Here is a 23,030-nt window from a genome sequence, read left to right as displayed (position 1 = left end):
ATTTACTTCCCCTCTTCTTTTACGCTTCCTACGTTTTTAAAAACTTTTGCACTTCGTAAGTATTCTACATCCGAAACATTTTCTCGAGAATTAGCAACACGTGCTGCTGCAAATAAATAATCGGACAAACGATTCAAATAACGTTGCACAACTGCTGGCACATCCTCTTCTGTTTTCATCAATGTGACCATTTGACGCTCTGCACGTCTTGTAATCGTGCGTGCAATATGAAGAGTTGCAGCAGCTGGCGTTCCACCTGGTAAAATGAATCGTTCTAACACTGGACCTTCTTCGACAAGCACATCAATACGTTTTTCCATTGCTTCAATCGGTTCGTCCGTCATTTTATACACTCGTCGATTCGATACATTCGCTAAGTCTCCACCACAATCGAATAATTCGTGTTGAATCGTCTCTAAATCCTCCAACATATCAGCGAAAAGAGTTGGATCTAACTCTGTAACTGCTTTCCCGATAAACGAATTCACTTCGTCTATAGTGCCGTATGTTTCTACGCGAATATCATCTTTATCTGTTCTTCCTCCGATTAATCCTGTTTGCCCTTTGTCACCCGTTTTTGTGTAAATCTTCATCCCAATCATCTCCCTTTATTGTTTGTGCAATTCCATACCAAATTCGTGTTACACGGTCTGCTTTTGTAAAAAGTTGTTGATAAAATCTTCCGACGTCATCTCGCAACTTGCGCATACTTGCTTCCATCGGAACGATGCCACGTCCAATTTCCGTAGCTATTACCATAACTTCTATTGTTTTATTCCATTGTTCAAGCTGCCCAAGCCATTTGTTTAACTGAGGTTCAAGCAGATTTTCTACCCCAAATACAACAACCATTTCCGTATCTGACAATAAAGTCTGGGTGTCTTCAGCGGCATCCATCCACTGTACGCTTCGTCCTTGAACATGATGTTCTACATATGCTCGTTTTCCATTAAATGCTCCACCGAAAATGACTTGCACCGCTTTCCCTCCAGTACGTCTTTTTTAGTTGCCCATTGCAATTTATAACAGCTCCCATGGGGTACTTCCCAATTCCAAAAACTTTTTTCCACACTTGCAAACTTTGTTAATAAAAAACGAATTGGTCCACCGTGTGTCACAATAATAGGCAGTTCAAATTCTTTTACCACTTCATCAAACCCTTGTAGCACACGCTCTTCCATGTTAGTCAGTGACTCCCCATTTGGTGGAGCTATTTTTCGTGGATTCTTAAGCCAAACTTTATAGATAATATCCTCTTTTAATTCATTATATGTTTTTTCTTCCCAATCACCAAAGGAACATTCTCGAAAATTTGCATTCACAATATACGGAACACGCTGGAATAACTGTTCTGCCGTTTGCATGCAACGAAGAAGATCGCTGCCGATTACTTGTTTAATTTCGGAAGGCATTTTTTTCGTTTTTATACCAGAAATGATTGGTTCATCTGTCCAGCCGATATATTTCTTCTCTCGATTCCCATTCGTCGGCAAATGTCTTATGAGAGTAATAGTAAAAGGGTCAGCCATAGTACCACCTCCGAAACTTCCACACTCGCACCAAGCAAGTCACCAGTAATTCCACCAAAATTTTTCCATGCCCAATTCCGAAATAAGCAAATAAAAATAAATAAAACTACTCCAAATGTGATGGCAATCATCCAATCCGTAAACCATCCTATTATGAATAGACCAACAAAAAAGTTAAATGAAGTCGCAAGTATGAGCCTACTCGCATTCATTTTCTGCTTAAAAAAGTGAGCAAGCCCGCTCTCTTTCGCACTTCTCGTTAATACGAATAGCATCGTCAGTGTTGCCCTTGAGAAAAAAGGGATTAGCAAGATAAAAATCCAGTGAAACGATTCGGCTGCTAACACTTCAGAAACAATAATCACTTTTCCGATGACCAGTAATACAACTGCCATTACTCCAAAAGCTCCGACTCGTGGATCATCTAAAATCTCAAATCGTTTCAGTCGATCTTTATACGAGAAAAATGCATCGGAAGTGTCAATAAACCCATCCATATGAAGACCTCCAGATAAAAAGATCCCTAAAAACACAATAGAAAATCCCGTCATTAGGGTACTCCATTCGAAATAGAGTCCTAAACAAGCAATTGCTCCTATTCCTGCACCTATCCAAGGAAACAAACTATACATTCCTGAGATTTGCTGCTTTTCCATTGGTAAATTTTTATGCACAGGAACGATGGTGAAAAATTGAAGTGCTAATAACAAGCCCTTCATCTACACATCCCCTTCTAAAATGGCTTTCACTTTATCCCATTTGATAAACTTTTTAAAATGGTTAGCCCAGTCATTTATTTGTTCATCAGAAGCAATCTTATTATGTGCTACTTCCCCGTCTTCCTCTTCCAATTCATTTGGAAAATAAGGAATAACCCCAAATACGTCCACACCTGTATACGTTTCGATGAAGTCAATTCCTTCTTGAAATAAAGAAACGTCTCCTTGGAACTTATTAATAATGATTCCTTTCACACGGGCTCTTTGCTCTTCCGGTAATAGTGCAAGGGTTCCAACGATGGATGCAAAAACACCACCATACTCGATATTCGCTACTAATATAACCGGAACATCTGCTAAATCGGCAACGCGCATATTCACAAGTTCACGGTCTCTCAGATTCATTTCAACAGGACTGCCTGCACCTTCTAAAATTAAGTATTCAAAGGAATTGGACAGTGTTTGTAAACTGTTTTTTATAAGCTTTTGACCTTCTTCAAAATATTGTTCCCGGTAATGCATGCCATTTATTTTGTTTTGTTTTTTGCCTAGAATAATCATGTCTGTTTCCATGTTTCCTGTGGGTTTCAATAAAATTGGGTTCATCTCCGTTAAATAAGGAGTTTTTGCGGCTCTTGCTTGCAATGCTTGCGAAACACTTATCTCAAAATCATCTTCTGTATGAATGCTTAAGCTAGACATGTTTTGTGATTTGAAAGGTGCTACTCGTTTTCCTTCGTTCGCAAGTAGTCGACAAATAGCTGTACATACTAAACTTTTCCCTACACTCGATGCCGTCCCTTGTACCATTAATCCTTTCATACTATTCCTCATTTCCACTGCTGACTTAATCCATATTCCATTTCAAATGCTTGTTCTGCTTTTGCAACAAGCTGCTGGTGAATTCGTCCAATCCACTTTTGATATAGGACGACACTTTCATATTTGGATAAAGGTTCATCGAGCACTTCATTTGACACAATGACAACTACTTTTGCTTTACTTAGTAACTGTTCGATTGATTCAAATAGTGCCTTTTCTACTTTTTCCATATCATTATCATAAAGCTCATTGGCAAGCCAAGTGGTGACACAGTCCCAAAGGATGCCATCCCCTTCTTGGATTTGCGGAAGTATTTGTTCGAAATTGCGTGGTTGCTCAATTGTCACCCATTCGACAGGATAATTTTCACGATCGTTTTGATGTCTCTTAATTCGTTCTTTCATTTCACCGTCTACTGCAACGCCAGATGCGACATACACATTTCGTTTTGCTTGCTCGTTCATTAAATAATGCTCTGCGAAACTACTTTTTCCGCTCCGCACGCCACCTGTTATGAAGACAAGTTTTCCTCGAACCATGCATTCATCTCCTTTTGCAATAATTCCATTTGCCATTTTTCTTTCATTCCAACTCGAAACCATTTACCATCAAGTCCTTTAAAGTTCTCGGTATGACGAAGTACGCAGCCTTTTGCTAATAAAGACAGAAAGAATTCGCTCGATTTAGTTGGATCTGGAAGTTGAAAACAAAGAAAGTTTGTTCTAGATGGAAGCACAATACAGTTCCACTTTTCAAGGAAAGCAGTATATTGCTCCCGCATTTCCTTGGCATATGAAATTGCCCGTAAACGGTATTCCTCTTCCTGTAAACACGCTGCACCAATCGTTGTTGCAATTGCATTGCTATTCCAGTGCGGCATTTTTGAACGAGTTTCATTAATGATTGATCCACTCGCTACTGCGTAACCAAGTCGCAATCCAGGAATTGCATACATTTTGGTCATCGAACGAACAACTATGACGTTCGGAAAATCTGTCAAATAAGGAATAAATGACTCACGCTCATCAATGAAATCAAGAAATGCTTCATCTAAGATGACCTCACATTTATATCTCTTCGCATAGTCTGCAATTTGTATAATCTCTTCTAACGGAATCAAATAGCCAGTCGGATTATTCGGTCTGCAAATATAAATTACTTCTGCAAACTCTATTTCATCGAATATTTCATCTAGTGGGAGCCCCTGCTTTGCAATTATTTCTTTTATGTACACATGATAAGGGGCAAGGGTTGTTGCATATTCCGAAAAGGTCGGATGAATCAAAATAGCCCGTTTATTTTCGTATCGTTTCGCAAGACTTGCAAATATTTCAGCTGCTCCGTTTCCAACCATAACGTTTTTAACATGCACATCATGATAGTTCGCAGCTGCCGATAAAAATGGTTCTCCATGAGGATCTGGGTATTTTGTGATTAAGTCTTCATACGATTCCCAGCGCTCTTTCACAAATGCTGGCGGACCTATTGGATTGACATTTTCGCTGAAATCAATCACCTTTTCAGGCATTTTCATACGGAGACTTTCATATAAGTGATGAGCATTTGCTCCGTGATTAGGTAATGACAAATAAAATCCCTCCAATGACCATCATCCAAAGCCAAAATAGAAAAACAGCCGTATTCAAATGCGAGATTGTACTTACTATATGACGAGGTGTTAATGTAACTTCCCCAATCCCCATTAACGCTCGATTTGATACGACCCCTTTATATGTATTTACTCCGCCTAGTTGTATTCCTAATTGGTAAGCTGTTGCAGCTTCTAAATAACCGCTATTTGGACTTGGATGTTTTTTCGCATCAAGCCACCAGCCTTTCATGCGCTCCCAAAAAGGTAATACACTTTCTTTTTTTCCCCAAAGCATAATAATATATCCCGTTAAACGGCTTGGAATGTAGTTTGCAATATCATCTAACTTTGCAGCTGCAAAACCAAATTTCTCATACTTTTCATTTTTGTAGCCGACCATGGAATCGAGTGTATTTATTGCTTTATACAACCATAGCCCTGGTGCACCAGCAAGAAGAAATGCATAAAAAAGTGGTGCAGTAATTCCGTCGCTTATGTTTTCAGATACCGTTTCTACGACACCTCTTGTAATTTCCTTCTCATCTAATTCCTCTGTATCACGACCGACAATCCACGAAAGCTTTTGTCTAGCAGTAGGTAAATCTTTTGCCATTAAAGGTTTATATACATCCATTGCCGCTTCTTTTAGACTTTTTTGTGCAAGTCCCGAGGCGATTAAAATACTCTCAACTGCAATTCCAACCCATATGTGAATGGAATACGCACCGATTAATATAGCGACTGTACTAAAGAATGTAATTCCAACGACTAGGATAACTAGTAGAAATCCTTTCTCTTTTCGAGCCCTTCCTTTATTCAGCCAGTCTGTGAGTTTCGAAATTAGGGAACCTATCCACCGAACAGGATGTGGCCAATTTGGTGGGTCCCCGATGATTCTGTCTACTAGTAGACCAATTGCTATCGCAATAATATGCGGACCCATTATTTACACCCATCCTTTTGCTTTTTTATAAATTTGGATTGCTTCTACTGTGCATTCGTACACGCCTTGTCCAATTTTTTTGCCAATTTCCGTAATAGGACCTGCGTATGGAATAGACATTCCACGTTGCGTCGCTGCTACTAATACGCTATCGGTGGAAGTGCCTGTCGCAATTGTTCCAGTACGTGGATCTTTCACTTGTTCGAATGCTAATGCTTTCGTTTTTGCTTCTGTTGCCGTTATAACAGCTTGAATAAATGCTTCATCCGAAAGCTCTCCGTTCACAATGATCCATGTATTAATCGTCCCAATTGCCGGTAGCATTTCTACTTCGTGAGCTTTAGATACGTCTACTGCATTTCCAACACCAGCTGTAACCATGATGACAATACTACCAAATGGTGTGGCATATTCTTTTATTACGGCGTCCTTTGTATTTACTGCGGTCATCATGCCAACTGTATCCGCTTCAGAAAATCCATTATTCGCAAGGTATGCTAACATTTCTTCATGCACATTATCACATGCATAATTGGCATCTACTCTTCTGTTCACGAAGTTTTTATACCAACCGCTTCCTGCATTGATTACCGCAGAGGACCAAGTTTTCAGCTGAGTTTCCGCTTGGAATATGACTAAATCTCCAGTAACTTGAAAGTTTTCAGCTGTTATTCGTTTGTCATCCTTCTTTTCATTCACATCTGGAAGAATGGTAATTTGTGGTTTTGGACGCTCCGGGTGTGGATTTGTACTGACACGAGCTTCATACACTGTTTCAATTTGATTTTTCGTCACTACTTCATGCGGGGCACCGATTGCTTTTATTTCTCCATGATCCATTAATAACAGTCGATCACAGTAAATAGAAGCAAGATTTATGTCATGAAATACACTAACAATCGTAATTCCTTTTTCGATTGCTTGCGTTTTGATTGTATCGAGCAGTTGCTTTTGGTGTGCTATGTCTAAATGATTTGTTGGTTCATCGAGCAATAGAATAGGAGCTTGTTGCGCAAGTGCTTGGGCAACAAATACACGCTGTTGTTCGCCACCAGACAATAGATCTAATAGTTGATGCTCGTATTTTTCCATTGCTGTCAGTTTCATCGCCTCAACAACGGCAGCTTCGTCTTCTTTGGACCACGAAGCAAACCAACCACTTTGATGAGGATACCGTCCAAGCGAAACAGTATCTCTCACTGTATGGGAAAATGCATGACTATGTAATTGTGGGAGCACTGCCATTTTTTTAGCAAGCTCTTTCGGTGAATAGGATTGGAGAGAATCCCCTTCAATGAAGACTTTTCCAGACTCCATAGGCAAAATTCCACTTATCACCTTCAATAATGTGGATTTCCCACTTCCGTTTGGGCCTAGAATTCCAAGCATTTCTCCTTTTCCTACTTCAAAGGAGACATTTTTTACGATTAACCTGTGATCGTACCCACCAGATAACCCTTCTATTTTCAACAAATTAAATGCCTCCTTTTTTTCGTTGTCTAAAGAAAATAAATGCAAAAACAGGTGCCCCAATAAAAGCAGTTATGACACCAATCGGCAGCTCCGTTGGGGAAATAATCGTGCGCGACACTAAATCACATATGATTAAAAGGGCCGCTCCATTGACAAAACTTAGTGGCAATACATGTCGATTATCGGAACCAAATAAAAGTCTGGTCATATGCGGCACAACAAGCCCTACAAATCCAATCGTCCCAGATACTGCAACTGCAGTTCCTGTTAGCATCGAACCGCCGATTAATATCATCATTTTTCGTCGTTTGACGTTAACTCCTAAATGTTTTGCACGTTCTTCTCCAAATAGCATGGCATTTAACTCTCTTGTATTCAAGCCTAATAAAAATCCTCCAATAATCATAAATGGTAATGCCATTTGTACAAAGCTCCAGCCCCGCATCGATACACTCCCGAGAAGCCAGCCAATTATTTGGCGTAACTCTTCTCCTGTTAGTGCAATCATTAGAGATATGACAGAACCTAGAAAAGAACTAAAAATGATACCTGTTAAAATAATCGTCTCCATTTTCATCGAACGATCAACGAGTTTGGCAAATGACATAACGAGGAGCATCGTAACTAAAGCGCCAATCATACTAAAAATGGGTAACGTATAAATCCCTAAAAAAGGCACCGAAATACCGAAAAAGAGCGTAGCCACGGCGCCTACTGAGGCACCGGACGACACTCCTAACGTATAAGGATCGGCAAGCGGATTTTTAAATAACGCTTGAAAAGCGGCACCTGCAATGGCTAGTGATGCACCAACTAGCCCTGCAAGTACTACACGCGGCATGCGAATTTTCCAAACGATATTCGTCGCAATTTTATCTGCTCCCGTATCCCATAATGTGCTGATCGGTACCTTTACGGATCCGACCGATACACCTAGCCAAATTGCTACTACTAAAGCAGCAATAGACAAGATGTAGCCGATCATGGCTTTACTCACTAAAAGCCTCTGGATAGATTGCTTTCGCTACTTCTTCTAATCCATCCGCAAGACGAGGACCTGTACGGCTTGTGATATTTTCATCCACTTGCACGACTTCATTATTTTTCACTGCATTAATTGAATCAAATCCAGGACGAGCTTTAACACTATCAACTATTCCATCTACATAGCTATACATAACAAGAATAACATCTGGATTACGGCTAACAATTTCTTCTGGTTCGATTTTGAACCAGCCTTCTTGGTCTGCTGCAACATTTTCTGCATTCACCATATTTAATATTTCTTGCATGAAAGTTCCTTTACCTGGTGTATAAATTTCAGGAACATCGGATGTTTCGACGAAAACTGTTTTCTTTGTTTTTACTTTTGCGATTTTTGCTGTAACATCTGCTACTTTTGCTTTCATACCTTCTACAATTTTTTGTGCTTCTGTTAATTTCCCAGTTGCACGTCCAATTTGCTCGATTGTAGTATATGTTTCATCAAAGTTTGCTGCATTTTTTACAACGAATACTTTCACACCTGCATCACGAAGTTGTTGTAACCCCGCTTCGCCCATGCCTAACATAGACTCATGTGCAAATACGATATCCGGATTCATGGATAGAATTTTTTCCACGTTGAATTCCATACCGCCGATTTTCTCTTTTTCAAGCGCTTCTGCTGGGTAGTCATCATAGTCGTTTACCCCAACAATTTCATCATTCAAACCAAGTGCAAATAAGATTTCAGTGTTGCTTGGTATCATCGAAACGATTGTTTTTGGCGCTTCTTCTAATGTGATGTCGTTTCCAACTGCATCAGTGATTGTTAGTGGGAATGTTGCTTCCTTTACTGCCGTTTCTTGTTGTGCATTATCTTTATTATCTACTGGTGTTACTTCTTTTGTCCCACACCCTACTAGCAATAATACTGCTAATGCGGATGCCATCCATAATTGCCACATCTTCTTCATCTGTCATTCCTCCATTTTTGTGCAAAATAAAAATCCCTCGTCTAATGAACGAGAGATAAAATAGGTATAAATCTGCTAGTTTATGTATATAACAAGCTGACTTACACGAACCTATCCTCGTAGGTACAAAAGTGTAAACACATAAAGGCAGGTTTTCTGACTCGTGATAACGTTCTATCACTTACAGTGGCGGGACCGCGCTGGGTTTGAACCAGCTTCCCTTTTAACTCACTAGTAAACTAGCAAGCACCTTTATGTTCAAAATATTCGTGATGCATCGTTTTTATTATACATTAAATAGAATTGTTGTCGACAGAGATTTTTGGAGAACGGTTTGGGGGAAAATATCATTTTCCAACTAACGCACTCATTTTTCCAACTAAATGCTCTAAAATACCAACTAAACATCTCAAAATTCCAACTAACAATATACTTTTTCCAACTAAACGCTATTTCACATCAAAAAAACACTCCGACCGAGGCCGAAGTGTTGGATATTACATTTTTTCCGGAGCAGCTACACCAATTAATCGAAGTGCATTTGCAATTGTTTGGCGTGCTGAAGTCACTAATGCTAGTCGTGCTTCTGTTTGTGCAACGTTTTCCGCATTCAGTACTTTATCAGCATTGTAGAAACTGTGGAAAGTTGCAGCTATTTCTTGGATGTATGTTGCAACACGGTGAGGTGCACGAAGTTTTGCAGCGTCCGCTACCACTCGTGGGAAGTCACCGATTTTTTTCAATAAGTCTAATTCTTTTTCGCTTTGTAATAAATCAAGGGAGTTTGTAGAAGCCTTCATCCCTTGAGTTTCTGCTGCTCGTAAAATGGAGCAAATACGTGCATGTGCATATTGCGCATAATATACTGGGTTTTCATTTGATTGAGAAACAGCTAAGTCTAAATCGAAATCCATATGCGAATCGCCTGAACGCATGCCGAAGAAATAACGAACTGCATCCAGTCCTACTTCTTCCACAAGCTCACGCATCGTAACGGCTTTCCCTGTACGCTTACTCATCTTCATTTTTTCGCCGTCTTTATACAACTGAACCATTTGAATAACCGATACTTCTAGTTTTTCACGTTCGTATCCAAGTGCTTCAATCGCCGCTTTCATACGTGGGATATAGCCGTGGTGGTCTGCTCCCCAGATGTTGATCAGTTGATCGAATCCACGCACTAATTTATCTTCATGGTATGCGATGTCTGGCAATAAATAGGTGAATGAGCCATCGCTTTTTATTAATACACGGTCTTTGTCATCGCCAAAAGTAGTAGAACGGAACCAAGTTGCTCCCTCTTCTTCAAAGATATGACCATTCGCTTTTAATTTATCTAGGGCAACGTCAATTTTTCCACCTTGATATAAAGAAGTTTCAGAGAACCAATTATCAAAACCTACACGGAAATCCGCTAAGTCTTTTTGTAATTTAGCAAGTTCTACTTTTAAACCGTGTGCACGGAATGCTTTATAACGATCTTCATCGGACATAGATACAAACTTGTCTCCATGTTCTTTCATAAGTGCTGCAGCAATATCAATAATATCTTGACCGCGATACCCGTCTTCTGGCATTTCTTTTTCCAAACCTAATGCTTCAAAATAGCGAGCTTCAATCGAAATAGCTAAGTTGTGGATTTGATTACCAGCGTCATTAATATAATACTCACGGGCTACATCGTATCCAGCGAAATCTAGTACATTACATAAGGAATCCCCTACTGATGCACCACGAGCATGCCCTAAATGTAAGTCACCAGTTGGATTTGCAGAAACGAACTCGACTTGCACTTTTTCTCCCGTTCCTGCAGTAGTACGTCCGTATTCTTCTTTTTCAGTTAAGACAGCTTTCACTACTTCTTGTAAATAATCTTTTCGTACAGTAATATTCATAAATCCAGGACCTGCAATGTCGATTTTCTCCATCATTGTTCCCGTCATATCTAGATTTTCTACAATTGCTTCAGCAACTTGGCGAGGATTTCTTTTTGCAAGCTTTGTTAATTGCATCGCAATATTCGTTGCGTAATCCCCATTCGCTTTGTCTTTTGGTGTTTCTAAATGGATAGCAGGAATTTGATCATCTGTTACAAGTTCCGCTTTCATAATCGCTTCCTTCAACGCCGTTTTAATGGATTGTTGTAGTTTTTCTACTGCGTTCATTTAATTCGCCTCCGTATAAGTTAGTTCTAATGTATATGTACCTGCAACTTCATCACTTATTAACAACTCATATTCCACTTGGAAATGCCCATCTTCAAAATGCAAGTGCTTCGTATTTGTTGTGATAATTATCACGCCATAAACTGTATCGTAACTTCCTGTTTGAAGCTCCCCACTTGCAAATGGCAACCGCATTTTAACTCCACCAGTTCGCATAATTAAAGCCGTCTTTCCACCTAGCTTTACAGTTGTTCGACTATTTTTTTCATCCTGCACTTCTTCGTAAACTAAATAAGGTTGAGCCCCTTTTAAAATTAGTTCCCCTGTCGTTTGAATATCGAACATTTCTTTCTCGACATCAGGATGACTAATCGTTGATAATAAACGAATATTTACTTGCTTTTTAAGTGGTTGAGACATTACTTTCATCCTTTAGAACATTTTTTACTATAACCTTATTATTATAAGGCTAAAGGCTAGGCAATGACAACTAATCAAAAATGAATACACTATTTTAGCAAAATCATCTGGAAGAAATAAAGTAATCCATATAAATCAAAAATGGCCTTATTGCTTACAATTATTAGCTTAACGAGACCATTTGCTGGTAAGCCGAGACCATTTTGCTCATAACCGCAACCAGTTTTCATAAAGCGAGACTAATTTCGGCATAATGGAGACCAATTCTCATAATAAAGAGTTCACTTGATGTGAGATGACTGCTAATTTCGATTCATGAGCATTGATTCAAGAGGCGTACCAGTAATTAATTTCCATTATTAGTTAGAATGTGGCTTAACGAGACCAATTCATCGGTAGACGAGACTATTTAACTCATAACCGCAACCAATTTTCAATAAGCGAGACCAATTTCGGCATAGCCGAGACCAAATCTCACAATAAAGAGTTCATTTGGTAGGAGATGACCGCTAATTTCGATTGATGAGTATATATTCAACGGGTGTACCAGTAATTAATTTCTATTATTAGTTAAAATATGGCTTAACGAGTCCAATTCTTCCCTAGCCGAGACCAAATCTCACAATAAAGAGTTCACTTGATGTGAGATGACTGCTATTGATCCACAGCTTACTTGTAACTAAATTCTATTATTAGTTAGAATATCGCTTAACGAGACCAAAAAACGTGATGCCTTAGTAAAAGGACATCACGTTTTTTTATCTCACTATTTAATATAATGGATTACCCAATAAGTAGCTGTTTACGCTTCTATTTCACAAAGCCTAAGATCATTTCGCGTAGCAGTTTACTAGCAGTGTTTGCGGTTTGCTCCGATGAATCGTAGATCGGTGCAACTTCTACTAAATCGAAACCTACAACGTTTACGCCTGAATTTGCGATTGCGTGGATAGAAGCTAGTAGCTCTCGGCTTGTGATTCCGCCGCAGTCTACTGTTCCTGTTCCAGGTGCGTGTGCAGGGTCTAATACATCGATATCAATTGTGACATAGACAGGTCGACCAGCTAAAGTAGGAAGTACTTCTTTCAAAGGTTCCAATACTTCGAATTTGGCAATTTGCATGCCATTTTCTTTTGCCCAGTCAAACTCTTCTTTCATTCCGGAACGAATTCCGAATGAGTACACATTTTTCGGTCCGATATATTCTGCAATTTTACGAATTGGTGTGGAGTGTGAAAGCGGTTCTCCTTCATATTCAACACGTAAATCGGTGTGAGCATCCATATGAATAATCGCTAGATCTTTATAGTTATCTGCCACTGTTTTCATGACAGGCCATGACACTAAATGCTCGCCGCCCATCCCAACAGGAATTTTCCCATCTTGCATTAGCTTGCTAATAAAATCTTCAATTAGATCTAAACTTTTTGCAGCATTTCCGAATGGAAGTGGAATATCTCCAGCATCAAAATAGTTTACATCATCTAGCTCACGGTCTAAATACGGACTATATTCCTCTAATCCAATGGATACTTCACGAATACGCTGCGGGCCAAAACGTGAACCTGGACGATAGCTTACCGTCCAGTCCATTGGCATGCCGTAAATAACTGCTTGTGCTTCTTCGTAATTTTGGTTACTTTTTATAAATACATTTCCTGAATAAGCTTCATCAAATCTCATCGGCTTACTCTCCTGCTAAGTCTTTCACAAATTTCGGTAATACAAATGCCGCTTTGTGAAGCTCTTTTGTATAATATTTCGTTTCTATATCAAAGAATTGCTCTTCCGGCACTTGAAGTGGATCATATTTTTTTGAACCAATTGTGAAGCACCATAGACCACTTGGGTAAGTTGGAATATTTGCCAAGTACATATTTGTAATTGGGAAAATTTCTTTTACGTCTTTTTGTACTTGTCGGATTAGGTCCGCTTTGAACCATGGGTTGTCCGATTGTGCAACGAATAATCCGTCTTCTTTAAGTGCTTTAGAGATTCCTGCGTAGAAACCTTTTGTAAATAAATTCACCGCTGGTCCAACTGGTTCTGTAGAATCTACCATAATTACATCGTATTCGTTTTCTGACTCAGCAATATGCATGAAGCCATCGCCAACTTGAACGTCTACACGTGGGTTTTCTAATTCACAAGCGATTTCTGGTAAATATACTTTCGAATACTCAATCACTTTTCCATCTATATCAACAAGTGTTGCTTTTTTCACTTTTGGATGCTTCATGATTTCACGGATTACACCACCATCTCCGCCTCCGACAACTAATACGTTTTCTGGATTAGGATGTGTGAATAAAGGAACGTGTGCTACCATTTCGTGATACACAAACTCATCTCTTTGTGACGTCATTACCATGCCGTCTAAAAAGAGCATATTCCCCCACTCTTCTGTTTCTGCCATTTCTAATAGTTGAAAATCCGTTTGCTCCGTATGAAGTGTACGTTTCACCTTCATTGTGATGCCAAAATTCTCGGTTTGCTTCTCTGTAAACCAAAATCCAGCCATGTATCTATCTCCTCTAACTATATATTTTCTGTGTACTTTTTTTAAAAAATTAAATACAAAGAAAGTATAGAGGTTTTTGACAAAAGTGCAATACTTTTTTCTTCTTCTGTTTAATTTGAATCTATTGTTCTCATACTAATGAAAACATCAAAAAGAACGGAGTAGATTTTTATGCGTCGTGTGCAACATCGAAAAAAAGTCAAACGATCAAAACGCATGAAAAGGTTTTTTCTACTTAGCATTGCTGCTATTTGTGCATTATCCGGTGCATTTGTAACTCTTCGTATTTATGCGCAAATCGTTGGTGCACCTATTATTCAAGTACCTATTTCCTCTGTCTTTTTAGATAATCAAGGAAATGTAATTGGTGATCGATTTGAAGAACAAAGACGTTACTGGGTTTCATTGGATGAGATGTCCCCTTTCCTATCTCAAGCCGCAATTGCAGTGGAAGACAAGGACTTTTATAAGCATCACGGATTTGATTATTCCCGAATTGCTTCTGCCCTTTTGAAAGATGTAAAAGCAGGTAAAAAAGTGGAAGGGGCTAGCACTATTACGCAACAATACGCACGTAATTTATTTTTAACACATGAAAAATCATGGAATCGGAAAATAAACGAGGCATTATTTGCGTACCGGTTAGAAATTTTTTACGAAAAAGAAGATCTATTAGAAGGTTATTTAAATACGGTCTACTTTGGTCACGGAATGTACGGTGTAGAAGCTGCAAGTAGGTTTTATTTTGGAAAAAGCGCAAAAAATATAACACTATCAGAGTCCGCTTTATTAATGGCTATTCCAAAAGGACCTTCGCATTATTCTCCTTTGGTAAACGAAAAGAAAGCAGTAGACAGACAACAACTAATTTTGAAACTTATGGAAGATCAACAATTTGTAACAACAGCACAACGTGAACGGGCAAAAGAAGAAAAATTCGTATTGAAAGCGGAAGATTCTGTTGTAACGAAGAAAACTGCTCCTTACTTTTTAGAGGAAGTTTGGAAAGAAGCGAGCGAAATTGTAAAGAAAAAAGGTCTACGCATCGAGGAAGGTGGGTGGACAATTGAAACGACATTAAATAGACAACATCAACAAGCTGCGGAAGAAGTGATTGAAAAGTGGATGCCAGAAGGTGAGTTGCAAATTGGGTTTATTAGCATGGAACCGAAAACAGGCTATGTGACGGCAATGGTTGGTGGACGCAGTTTTGCAGAAAGTCCGTTTAACCGAGTCACTCAAGCAAAAAGGCAACCCGGCTCTACGATTAAGCCCTTATTATATGCGGCTGCACTCGAAAATGGCTTTTCCCCGTTAACGTTTATGAATAGCGAAAGAACTGTTTTCACATATGATAATGGCCGGCGTGAATATGAACCGAAAAATGTAAATGGTGAATTCGCAGAGCACCCCATTTCACTGGCGCAGGCAATTGCTATTTCGGATAATATTTATGCAGTAAAAACGTTTGAACAAATCGGCTACAAACCATTTCAACAACTGATTAAGCGATTTAATATTGATATGGAAATTAAGGATACTCCAGCAACGGCACTTGGAACATCTGAAGTCTCCCTTTTTGATATGACGAAAGCATATAACACGATTTCTGATAAAGGTATCCAAAAAGCACCAACTTATATAACAAAAATTACAAATAATAAAGGCAAAATAATCTACGATGTGGACAATGAAAAAACGAAAGAAAAGAAAGTATTGTTGGAGCACGATGCATTTATGCTATCACATCTACTCACAGGAATGTTTGACCCGACTTTTAATGATTATTCTCCAGCAACAGGAAATAGCATTCGTTCCAAACAAACACGACCATATGCAGCAAAATCTGGGACAACTAATACCGATCAATATATAATCGGATTCTCTCCACAACTCACTGCAGGTGTCTGGAATGGCTATGACCAAGGAAAACAAGTGAGTGATGCCGAAGCAAAGCAAGTAACAAAGCAGGTTTGGATTGAATTTATGGAGAAGGCACACCAAGGGTTACCCGTGGAGCCGTTTATTGCTCCGCCAGGTATACGTGGAGTCATTGTAGACATTGAAACCGGTGGAATTGCGACTTCTGCTTGTAAGAAACAACGCCTTGTCTATTTAAAGGAAAAAGATGTTCCAACAAAGCTTTGTACTGATCCGAAGTTAAAACCACAAACATTTGAAGAAAGAACAGAGGATGACCATCCATGGTCCATTTTTCCCTTCTCACTTTTTGGAGAATAAAACCAAGAACCGATTTAAAAATTGGAAATTAAATTAGTTCGAATGGAGAAAGATTGCTGGTTTCAGCCAGTAAATGGCACTTCGAGACCAATCTTGGGTTAGGCGAGACCAAATCATGTCTACCCGAGACTAATTCAACGGTAGCCGCAACCAATTCGTAGCTACCCGAGACTAATTGAAGGCCTGTATTGGAAATATCCAAATTGTGGATAAATATTGCTAGTTTCACCCAGTAAATGGCACTTCGAGACCAATCTTGAGTTAGGCGAGACCAAATCATGTCTAGCCGCAACCAATTCGTAGCTAACCGAGACTAATTGAAGGTCTGTATTGGAAATATCCAAATTGTGGATAAATATTGCTAGTTTCAGCCAGTAAATGGCACTTCGAGACCAATCTCGGATTAGGCGAGACCAATTCATAGCTAGCCGCAACCAATTCGTGGCTACCCGAGACTAAATCAAAATTAATTTTTTGCTACAAAATAAAAAGCTTTCTACTACCTAAATTAGGTAGTAGAAAGCTTTTTCCTAGTGAAAGTACTTCAGAAAGCTTGTAAGTTTGGGATTGGGTTGTCACAAATTTCACAAGGCCATGCATAATTACTTTCACTAAGTGTCCTAGCATTACTGTAAAGTAAGCTTTAACTAGATTGTACTTTTTTTTTAGTATTTATTCAACCTAATAATACCAGTCTAAACATTTTGTCAATTAGGTCAGTTATTGATACGTATTAGATTGTTAAATCTAGATGTAGTTTTTCTTCGCTTCGATCCCACATTTCTTTATTATGCGTTTGCAAAAAATCACTGAGAATGTTCTTAGATCGATCATCCATAAAGTCTACAAGAATGTGTCGTTTCATTGATTTATCCATGCGATTTACATGATCAGCAAGAATTTTATAGCCTCTACGTTTTTCGCGATTGACAACCATTTCGCAAGCCGTCACCCCAGCATAATAGGCACCCTCTTGTTTTTGGTCAATTGTCACCCAAACAAGCCAATACGGTTTCCCACCTTCGGAATCTTCTCGATTGGTCGTAAATTTAATCCCTCGTTCGGTATCACTTCTTGCATGCATTGCACCAATCTCTACTCTTGCAATGTCTTCTTCTACATCGATAATCACTGGTGATACGTTCTCTAATGAAAGAGAACCAATTCCAAATCCTTTATGTCCGTCTGTTGGATCATTCTTTATAATAGTGAAGCCTATTTTTTGTTTTGGTTTTTCTTCATTAGCCATTCGAAAGTTCCCTCCGTTCTGTTATGATACTAGTATACAGAAGATTTCACTAAAGGAGGAAATGATATGCCATATGTAACAATAAAAATGCTCGAAGGCCGTACCGAAGAGCAAAAAAAAGCGCTTGTTGAGAAAGTGACAGCTGCTGTGGTTGAAACAGCAAATGCACCTGTGGAAAACGTTGTTGTGTTCATCGAGGAAATGTCTAAAAATCATTACGCAGTCGGTGGAAAACGGTTTAGTGATAAATAATCAGATTCGAACTCCTTTTTTATTTGGGGTTCGTTTTTTATTTTGTTAAAAACTGTCATAGAGCAACCAGTTGTAAGGAGCAAGCAATCACTTTTACACTGAGAGCAACTAGTTCGGTTACGAGAGCAATCAGTTTTATCGTGTAAGCAACTATTTCTCAATATTAAGAGTTAACTTCGTGTGAGATATAGCAATTCAACTTATAAAATAGCTGTGCAACAAAAAAAACCATAAAAAAAGCCATCCCTATAGGATAGCTCGCTCATTCATTAAATTCATTACAAATGAAAATGCTTCTTCAATTTCATCTTCTGTAAAATTTAGTTTTCCTTTTACAACATGAAGCTTTTCAATTTGATCCTCTTTTGGCATCTGGTCGAAGTAAAGTAATGTGGATACAAGTTCAAGGAATCTCGAACTTTTTGCTTTCATTTGGGTAATGCAAGAAAGTAAAGCTGGGCTTGCCTCTTCCACTTGAGCCATTTGCGTAAAATGCTCCCCGGCATCCGTCATTTGGTATTTGTATTGAACGTAGGAACCCTTGTCTTGTCTTTCTTCGTGTAAAAAGCCCATATTACACAGCTCTTCCACTCGTAAAGTTAACTCTTCTGAGTAAGGTCCGTACACATGAAACTCATATTTTTCTTTGTATGGGTATTGCAGTTTTTTGGCAATATAAATCATTTTCTGAAGTTTCTTTCGTCCAGTTATTCCATCCGCTACTCCGATAAATTGTACTACTTTTGCATGTTCTTCTAGCAATTCGAATCCACCCTTACTTTAACAACTCTAAGATTTGTTTTTTCAATGCTTTTTTCTTGCCGTCCTCTGTTAAGAAATCTTCTGGAAAATATAACTTATGATCGGTTCGTCGTTTCCCTGAAATTGCTTCTACTATTCCTGATTCACGTGAAAGTTCTCGAATCTCTCCTGAAGGCATGAGCAAGTGGATTGGGATTCGTTCTCCCTCTTCCCCTGGACGATAGAAGTCATAGGGCAAATCGGAAGACGAATCAAAAACCAAATAGTATTCTGGGTCTATACCCGCTTTTTTAAATAATAACTCTAACTCTTTCATCTTCATGTAATCCTTTGCCAAATCAAATTCAATATATTGAAAGAGTTTACGATTGACAAATCGATCACATAAATCAGCTAAAATCGGATCTTCTTCCGTCATCCAGAGTTGGAAATAAGTCATTAATACCCCTTCATCTAATGCGAGATAATCTTTTAATGAAAAAGTTTCATCAAAAAAAGATTTAAAGTGAGTAGGCTGTTGCTTGAAATCATAGCCCTTTTCACTTAAAGCTTTTGCACGATGTAAAATTTTCGTTAATATTACTTCTGCACTTCGAGAAACTGGATGAAAATACACTTGCCAGTACATTTGATATCTACTCATAATGTAGTCTTCTACCGCATGCATACCGCTTGATTTTATAACTACTTGATCTTCACGAGGACGCATAACACGCAAAATTCGTTCCATATCAAAATGACCATAGCTAACACCTGTAAAATAAGCATCGCGTTGTAAATAATCCATACGATCCGCGTCTATTTGACTGGAGATTAAGCTTACAACTTGCTTATTTGAGTAAGTTTTTGCAATAACGTCCGCTACTTCTTGTGGAAAATCTAGACTTACTCTTTTTAATATTTCATTTACTTCGGTATCCCCAAGCAATATAGCACCGGTAAACTTTTCATGGTCTAACCCAAACACATTTTCAAACGCATGCGAAAATGGTCCATGACCTAAATCATGAAGAAGCGCCGCACATAATACTACTAGTCTCTCAGAAGCATCCCATTCAGGACGTCCACTAAAACTATCATCCACTATTCGACGGACAATTTCATATACGCCAAGAGAATGATTGAAACGGCTATGTTCTGCACCATGAAAAACGAGATACGTAGTTCCTAGCTGTTTAATCCGACGAAGCCGTTGAAATTCCTTTGCGCCGATAACATCCCAAATTACTTGATCACGAACATGAATATATCGATGAACTGGGTCTTTAAACACTTTTTCTTCTGCAAGCTTTTGCGTTGCATAGCTCATTTAGCCACCTCCGTATATTAAAGTGAAAGCACCTACATTTGAACTCGAATGATAAGGTGCTGAAACCGGGTATTATTTATTCTATTATAAAGAAAAAAACCGCTCTTTGAAAGGCGGCAAAAGTTCTGATTACAATGTTTTGCTCGTCGCAGAGAAAGCTAAACGAGCTCCCTACAATTCTAATTTGGCACGTACTTTTTCCATTAATTCGTCTTCCGATAAAGCAGCTACTGGACGATTATTAATAAATGCGAACGTTTTTTTTCGTCCTGGACCACAGTAAGATTGACATTCTTTTATTTCAATTTCTGCTTCTGGATCTATCGCCTTTAGCTTTGGAATTAATGATTTCAAATTAACGGCCTGACACTCATCGCAAACTCGAAAATGGTTTGCCATTTGTCCACAACCCTTTCTATAAATAGTAATAGTCTACAGGTCATTGTATCTTAAAGCTTATATTGCTATCAAGTGTATTTTACGTGAATAAAAGAGCAATAAGTTGTCCATTATGTTAATAGAACAACGAAACTATGAACATGGTAGGAGGACAAACATGGTAAAAATAAGACAAGATGCTTGGATGGATGAAAACGATGAAATGCTAGCAGAAATGGTACTAAGACACGTCCGCGAAGGAAGTACGCAGTTAAATGCATTTGAAGAAGCTGGAGATGAGTTAAATCGAACAGCTGCCGCATGTGGATTTCGCTGGAATGCTGTCGTTCGCCATCAATATGAAGCAGAATTAAAAGAAGCGAAAAAAGAACGAAAAGAAAAGCTTCGTATATTAGGGAAAGATTATAGACGAAGAGGAAACGGGATCTATTTAGCAAAACCAGCAGAAAGTGGCGAACGTACAGCTTCCATTCCAGTTTCTGCATTATCGATCGATATCATTATCGCCTATCTCGTTCGATTACAGCACAGCGATTCAGACATATCAAGGTATCGTCATTTAGCAACTATTTCAAACGAAAAAATTCGAAAACTAGAAAGTGAACTTGCAAAACTAGAAAAAGAAAACGCAGCAATTAAACAAGATTACGAGCAATTCGTTCAAATTATGAACCGCGCAAGAAGACTAGTTACTTTAAATGATGAAGAAATACCAACTGTACCAGTTTTTCAAATGGAGAAAAACGGAAATCTAATATCAAAAGAGCCACCAACCGTTTAATGGATTGGTGGTTTTTCTTATTTTGTAAGCATCTTTTTATTTCGATCTACTACTCGTTGCATATAAAATTGGTAGAGCTCCATTTCATCTTGCGTGACAGATTGCGAAACTACATTAGTAGACAGATGTTGCAATACTTGTTGAATGCGTATGACAATATCTTCAACTGTAAAGCTTGAGTGTAACAATTCATTCAAAGAGGCCATCACTTCTGGATGGATTACTGGATAACTAAATTTCGTTTCTTCCCCTTGTACTCCAATTTCGTAAAACTGGCGAATCAAATCTGCTCGCTCACTTCCACTACCCTCTACACATAAATACACTTGGACGGCGATCCCTTGTCGAAGTCTACGTTGCGAAATCCCAGCAAACTTCTTCCCACCAATACTTAAATCATATGAACCTGGGCAATACGATCCGACAATTTCATAAGCTTCTATTTTACCTTCTGCTTCTGGAAATAAAAGCTTAACGAATTCTAACATTACTTCATACCCAGTAGAAATATCAATGGACTGCTTATTTTCAGAAAGAACAATCGAAACATTAAGAACTCCATCATCTAAGACAACCGCTAGACCTCCTGAATTACGCACTATAGGTGCAAACCCTTGTGTGCGTAAGAAATCCTGTGCATCATCTACAAACGGAAGTCGGTGATCTTGGATTCCTAATACAACTGTATTCGTGTGTACCCAAGTACGAATCGTTGCGGGCGATTGCCCTTGTCCAACTAAATGACAGAGCAAATCATCTGCAGCAAATGATTCTAATGCGGAACGACTTTTTCCGCTAAGCGATTGATCCCAAAACCGCCAATTTTCTTGCTGTAATAATGTTTCTATTTGAGACATTTTCTTAACTCCCTATTCTAACGCTTGCGCTGCTGTAATATAAGCTAATTTGTATACATCCTCTGCTGAACAGCCACGTGACAAATCATTGATGGGGGCGTTTAAGCCTTGTAAAATGGGGCCAATTGCTTCGAACCCACCTAGACGCTCTGCAATTTTATATCCGATATTCCCCGCTTCTAAAGAGGGAAATACAAAGACATTTGCATCACCTTGCAAAACTGCACTTGGTGCTTTTTTGGCTGCAATTGCTGGAACAATGCTTGCATCAAATTGCAACTCCCCTTCTATTGCTATATTTGGTGCCAGCTCTTTTGCTAATATAGTTGCTTTCACCACTTTTTCCGTTTCGTCTGACTGAGCGGAGCCTTTTGTAGAGAAGGACAACATAGCGACTTTTGGTTTTATTCCAAAGGCAGTAGCGGTTTTCGCACTTTCCACTGCAATTTCTGCTAAGTCTTCACTTGTAGGAGCGATAGTAATTGCGCAATCAGCAAAAATATAACGAAGTTCATCTTTCACCATAATAAATGCACCGCTCGTTTTGGTAATACCAGGTTTTGTTTTGATGATTTGCAGTGCAGGTCTTACTGTTTCGGCTGTAGTATGGGCTGCTCCACTTACTAAACCATTTGCTCTGCCCGTATAGACAAGCATTGTTCCGAAATAATTGACGTCTTTCAAAAGCGCTCTTGCTTCTATTTCTGTGATTTTCCCTTTACGCCGCTCTACGAATGCGGATACGAGGTCGTCCATCCCTTCGTACGTTTCAGGGTTAATAACCGTCAAATTTTTTGACAATTTTTTAGAAGAACTAATTACGATAGGTTGAATGATCCCCTCCGCTTGCAATTTTTCAGCTGCATCTATGATTCGCCCATCTGTTCCTTCAGGTAATACAATGGATATATTGGCTCCACTTAATTTGTGCTTTATTTCGTGAAATAAATTAGCCAAGTTCGCTCCTCCTATTGAAGTTTTTGCTAGTTCAAGCATACACGAGTTCGTCACAGATTGTCATGTAAAAATGCATGCCAAG

Annotated in this window: 24 protein-coding genes and 1 riboswitch; of the genes, 3 read left to right on the top strand and 21 right to left on the bottom strand. The window is 38.8% G+C overall.

Going from position 1 to position 23,030, the window contains the following annotated elements; all coding sequences use genetic code 11:
• Positions 1-2: 2 nt before the first annotated feature.
• From ACEPXG_RS03170 to speE, 15 genes are all read right to left on the bottom strand, one after another.
• Positions 3-593: a cob(I)yrinic acid a,c-diamide adenosyltransferase gene (locus ACEPXG_RS03170; RefSeq protein WP_391207439.1), complete on the bottom strand. Its 591-nt coding sequence runs from the start codon at positions 591-593 to the stop codon at positions 3-5.
• Positions 568-978, bottom strand: a complete 411-nt coding sequence (locus ACEPXG_RS03165; RefSeq protein ID WP_391207437.1) for a bifunctional adenosylcobinamide kinase/adenosylcobinamide-phosphate guanylyltransferase — start codon at positions 976-978, stop codon at positions 568-570. Before ACEPXG_RS03165 ends, ACEPXG_RS03170 begins: the two co-directional genes overlap by 26 nt.
• The gene (locus tag ACEPXG_RS03160) at positions 930-1,529 is read right to left on the bottom strand and encodes a histidine phosphatase family protein (RefSeq protein ID WP_391207434.1); all 600 of its coding nucleotides are present in this window, start codon (positions 1,527-1,529) and stop codon (positions 930-932) included. Before ACEPXG_RS03160 ends, ACEPXG_RS03165 begins: the two co-directional genes overlap by 49 nt.
• Positions 1,499-2,248 carry an adenosylcobinamide-GDP ribazoletransferase gene (gene cobS / locus ACEPXG_RS03155; protein WP_391207432.1) on the bottom strand — a complete coding sequence of 250 codons (750 nt, stop codon included), beginning with the start codon at positions 2,246-2,248 and terminating at the stop codon, positions 1,499-1,501. Before cobS ends, ACEPXG_RS03160 begins: the two co-directional genes overlap by 31 nt.
• The gene (locus ACEPXG_RS03150) at positions 2,249-3,070 is read right to left on the bottom strand and encodes a cobyric acid synthase (RefSeq protein ID WP_391207430.1); all 822 of its coding nucleotides are present in this window, start codon (positions 3,068-3,070) and stop codon (positions 2,249-2,251) included.
• Between the two features lie 8 nt (positions 3,071-3,078).
• Positions 3,079-3,609, bottom strand: coding sequence for a bifunctional adenosylcobinamide kinase/adenosylcobinamide-phosphate guanylyltransferase (locus ACEPXG_RS03145; protein ID WP_391207428.1), 531 nt, complete (start codon positions 3,607-3,609; stop codon positions 3,079-3,081).
• Positions 3,582-4,658, bottom strand: coding sequence for a pyridoxal phosphate-dependent aminotransferase (locus ACEPXG_RS03140; RefSeq protein ID WP_391207426.1), 1,077 nt, complete (start codon positions 4,656-4,658; stop codon positions 3,582-3,584). The genes ACEPXG_RS03145 and ACEPXG_RS03140 overlap by 28 nt, the downstream gene beginning before the upstream one ends.
• On the bottom strand, positions 4,645-5,604 hold the full coding sequence (gene cbiB, locus ACEPXG_RS03135; protein ID WP_391207424.1) for an adenosylcobinamide-phosphate synthase CbiB: 960 nt from the start codon (positions 5,602-5,604) through the stop codon (positions 4,645-4,647). Before cbiB ends, ACEPXG_RS03140 begins: the two co-directional genes overlap by 14 nt.
• A gap of 3 nt (positions 5,605-5,607) precedes the next feature.
• The gene (locus tag ACEPXG_RS03130; protein WP_391207422.1) at positions 5,608-7,077 is read right to left on the bottom strand and encodes an adenosylcobinamide amidohydrolase; all 1,470 of its coding nucleotides are present in this window, start codon (positions 7,075-7,077) and stop codon (positions 5,608-5,610) included.
• A 1-nt stretch (position 7,078) separates the two neighbouring features.
• Positions 7,079-8,062, bottom strand: coding sequence for a FecCD family ABC transporter permease (locus ACEPXG_RS03125; protein ID WP_391209755.1), 984 nt, complete (start codon positions 8,060-8,062; stop codon positions 7,079-7,081).
• Positions 8,063-8,066: 4 nt separating this feature from the next.
• Positions 8,067-9,035, bottom strand: a complete 969-nt coding sequence (locus ACEPXG_RS03120) for an ABC transporter substrate-binding protein (RefSeq protein WP_391207419.1) — start codon at positions 9,033-9,035, stop codon at positions 8,067-8,069.
• A gap of 128 nt (positions 9,036-9,163) precedes the next feature.
• Positions 9,164-9,304, bottom strand: a riboswitch (cobalamin riboswitch).
• A gap of 228 nt (positions 9,305-9,532) precedes the next feature.
• Entirely contained in the window at positions 9,533-11,200 is a 1,668-nt protein-coding gene (argS, locus tag ACEPXG_RS03115) for an arginine--tRNA ligase (RefSeq protein WP_391207417.1), read from the bottom strand.
• Positions 11,201-11,620 carry a DUF1934 domain-containing protein gene (locus ACEPXG_RS03110; RefSeq protein WP_391207415.1) on the bottom strand — a complete coding sequence of 140 codons (420 nt, stop codon included), beginning with the start codon at positions 11,618-11,620 and terminating at the stop codon, positions 11,201-11,203. It abuts the gene before it with no gap.
• A gap of 810 nt (positions 11,621-12,430) precedes the next feature.
• Positions 12,431-13,303, bottom strand: coding sequence for an agmatinase (speB, locus tag ACEPXG_RS03105; protein ID WP_391207413.1), 873 nt, complete (start codon positions 13,301-13,303; stop codon positions 12,431-12,433).
• A 4-nt stretch (positions 13,304-13,307) separates the two neighbouring features.
• A complete protein-coding gene (gene speE, locus ACEPXG_RS03100; RefSeq protein WP_391119875.1) occupies positions 13,308-14,141 on the bottom strand; it encodes a spermidine synthase in 834 nt (277 codons plus the stop codon).
• 171 nt (positions 14,142-14,312) lie between these two features.
• Between speE and ACEPXG_RS03095 the strand changes: the two genes are divergently transcribed.
• On the top strand, positions 14,313-16,382 hold the full coding sequence (locus ACEPXG_RS03095) for a transglycosylase domain-containing protein (RefSeq protein ID WP_391207410.1): 2,070 nt from the start codon (positions 14,313-14,315) through the stop codon (positions 16,380-16,382).
• 733 nt (positions 16,383-17,115) lie between these two features.
• Here the strand turns inward: ACEPXG_RS03095 and ACEPXG_RS03090 are convergent.
• Positions 17,116-17,631, bottom strand: coding sequence for a YwhD family protein (locus ACEPXG_RS03090; RefSeq protein WP_391207408.1), 516 nt, complete (start codon positions 17,629-17,631; stop codon positions 17,116-17,118).
• A 66-nt stretch (positions 17,632-17,697) separates the two neighbouring features.
• Between ACEPXG_RS03090 and ACEPXG_RS03085 the strand changes: the two genes are divergently transcribed.
• Positions 17,698-17,883 carry a 2-hydroxymuconate tautomerase gene (locus ACEPXG_RS03085; protein ID WP_391207406.1) on the top strand — a complete coding sequence of 62 codons (186 nt, stop codon included), beginning with the start codon at positions 17,698-17,700 and terminating at the stop codon, positions 17,881-17,883.
• A 246-nt stretch (positions 17,884-18,129) separates the two neighbouring features.
• On the opposite strand, the gene ACEPXG_RS03080 is transcribed toward ACEPXG_RS03085, so the two are convergent.
• The 3 genes from ACEPXG_RS03080 to ACEPXG_RS03070 all read right to left on the bottom strand — a co-directional run bounded on the left by ACEPXG_RS03080 (position 18,130) and on the right by ACEPXG_RS03070 (position 20,353).
• A complete protein-coding gene (locus ACEPXG_RS03080) occupies positions 18,130-18,645 on the bottom strand; it encodes a YwgA family protein (protein ID WP_391207404.1) in 516 nt (171 codons plus the stop codon).
• A 13-nt stretch (positions 18,646-18,658) separates the two neighbouring features.
• Complete coding sequence (locus ACEPXG_RS03075) at positions 18,659-19,954, bottom strand: HD domain-containing protein (protein ID WP_391207401.1); 1,296 nt, start codon at positions 19,952-19,954, stop codon at positions 18,659-18,661.
• Positions 19,955-20,125: 171 nt separating this feature from the next.
• Complete coding sequence (locus tag ACEPXG_RS03070; RefSeq protein ID WP_151698829.1) at positions 20,126-20,353, bottom strand: DUF1450 domain-containing protein; 228 nt, start codon at positions 20,351-20,353, stop codon at positions 20,126-20,128.
• Positions 20,354-20,510: 157 nt separating this feature from the next.
• On the opposite strand from ACEPXG_RS03070, the gene ACEPXG_RS03065 reads away from it, so the two are divergent.
• Positions 20,511-21,134, top strand: coding sequence for an RsfA family transcriptional regulator (locus ACEPXG_RS03065; protein ID WP_391207399.1), 624 nt, complete (start codon positions 20,511-20,513; stop codon positions 21,132-21,134).
• Positions 21,135-21,151: 17 nt separating this feature from the next.
• Here ACEPXG_RS03065 and ACEPXG_RS03060 read toward each other — a convergent pair whose 3' ends face one another.
• The gene (locus ACEPXG_RS03060) at positions 21,152-21,991 is read right to left on the bottom strand and encodes a biotin/lipoate A/B protein ligase family protein (RefSeq protein ID WP_391207396.1); all 840 of its coding nucleotides are present in this window, start codon (positions 21,989-21,991) and stop codon (positions 21,152-21,154) included.
• Positions 21,992-22,003: 12 nt separating this feature from the next.
• On the bottom strand, positions 22,004-22,948 hold the full coding sequence (gene pta / locus ACEPXG_RS03055) for a phosphate acetyltransferase (RefSeq protein WP_391207393.1): 945 nt from the start codon (positions 22,946-22,948) through the stop codon (positions 22,004-22,006).
• Between the last annotated feature and the right edge of the window lie 82 nt (positions 22,949-23,030).

Origin of the sequence: Psychrobacillus sp. L4 (assembly GCF_042944905.1) — a bacterium.
Taxonomy (GTDB): domain Bacteria; phylum Bacillota; class Bacilli; order Bacillales_A; family Planococcaceae; genus Psychrobacillus.
The sequence above is the reverse complement of the archived record's forward strand: the minus strand, read 5'-3'. Positions and strand labels throughout refer to the sequence as shown.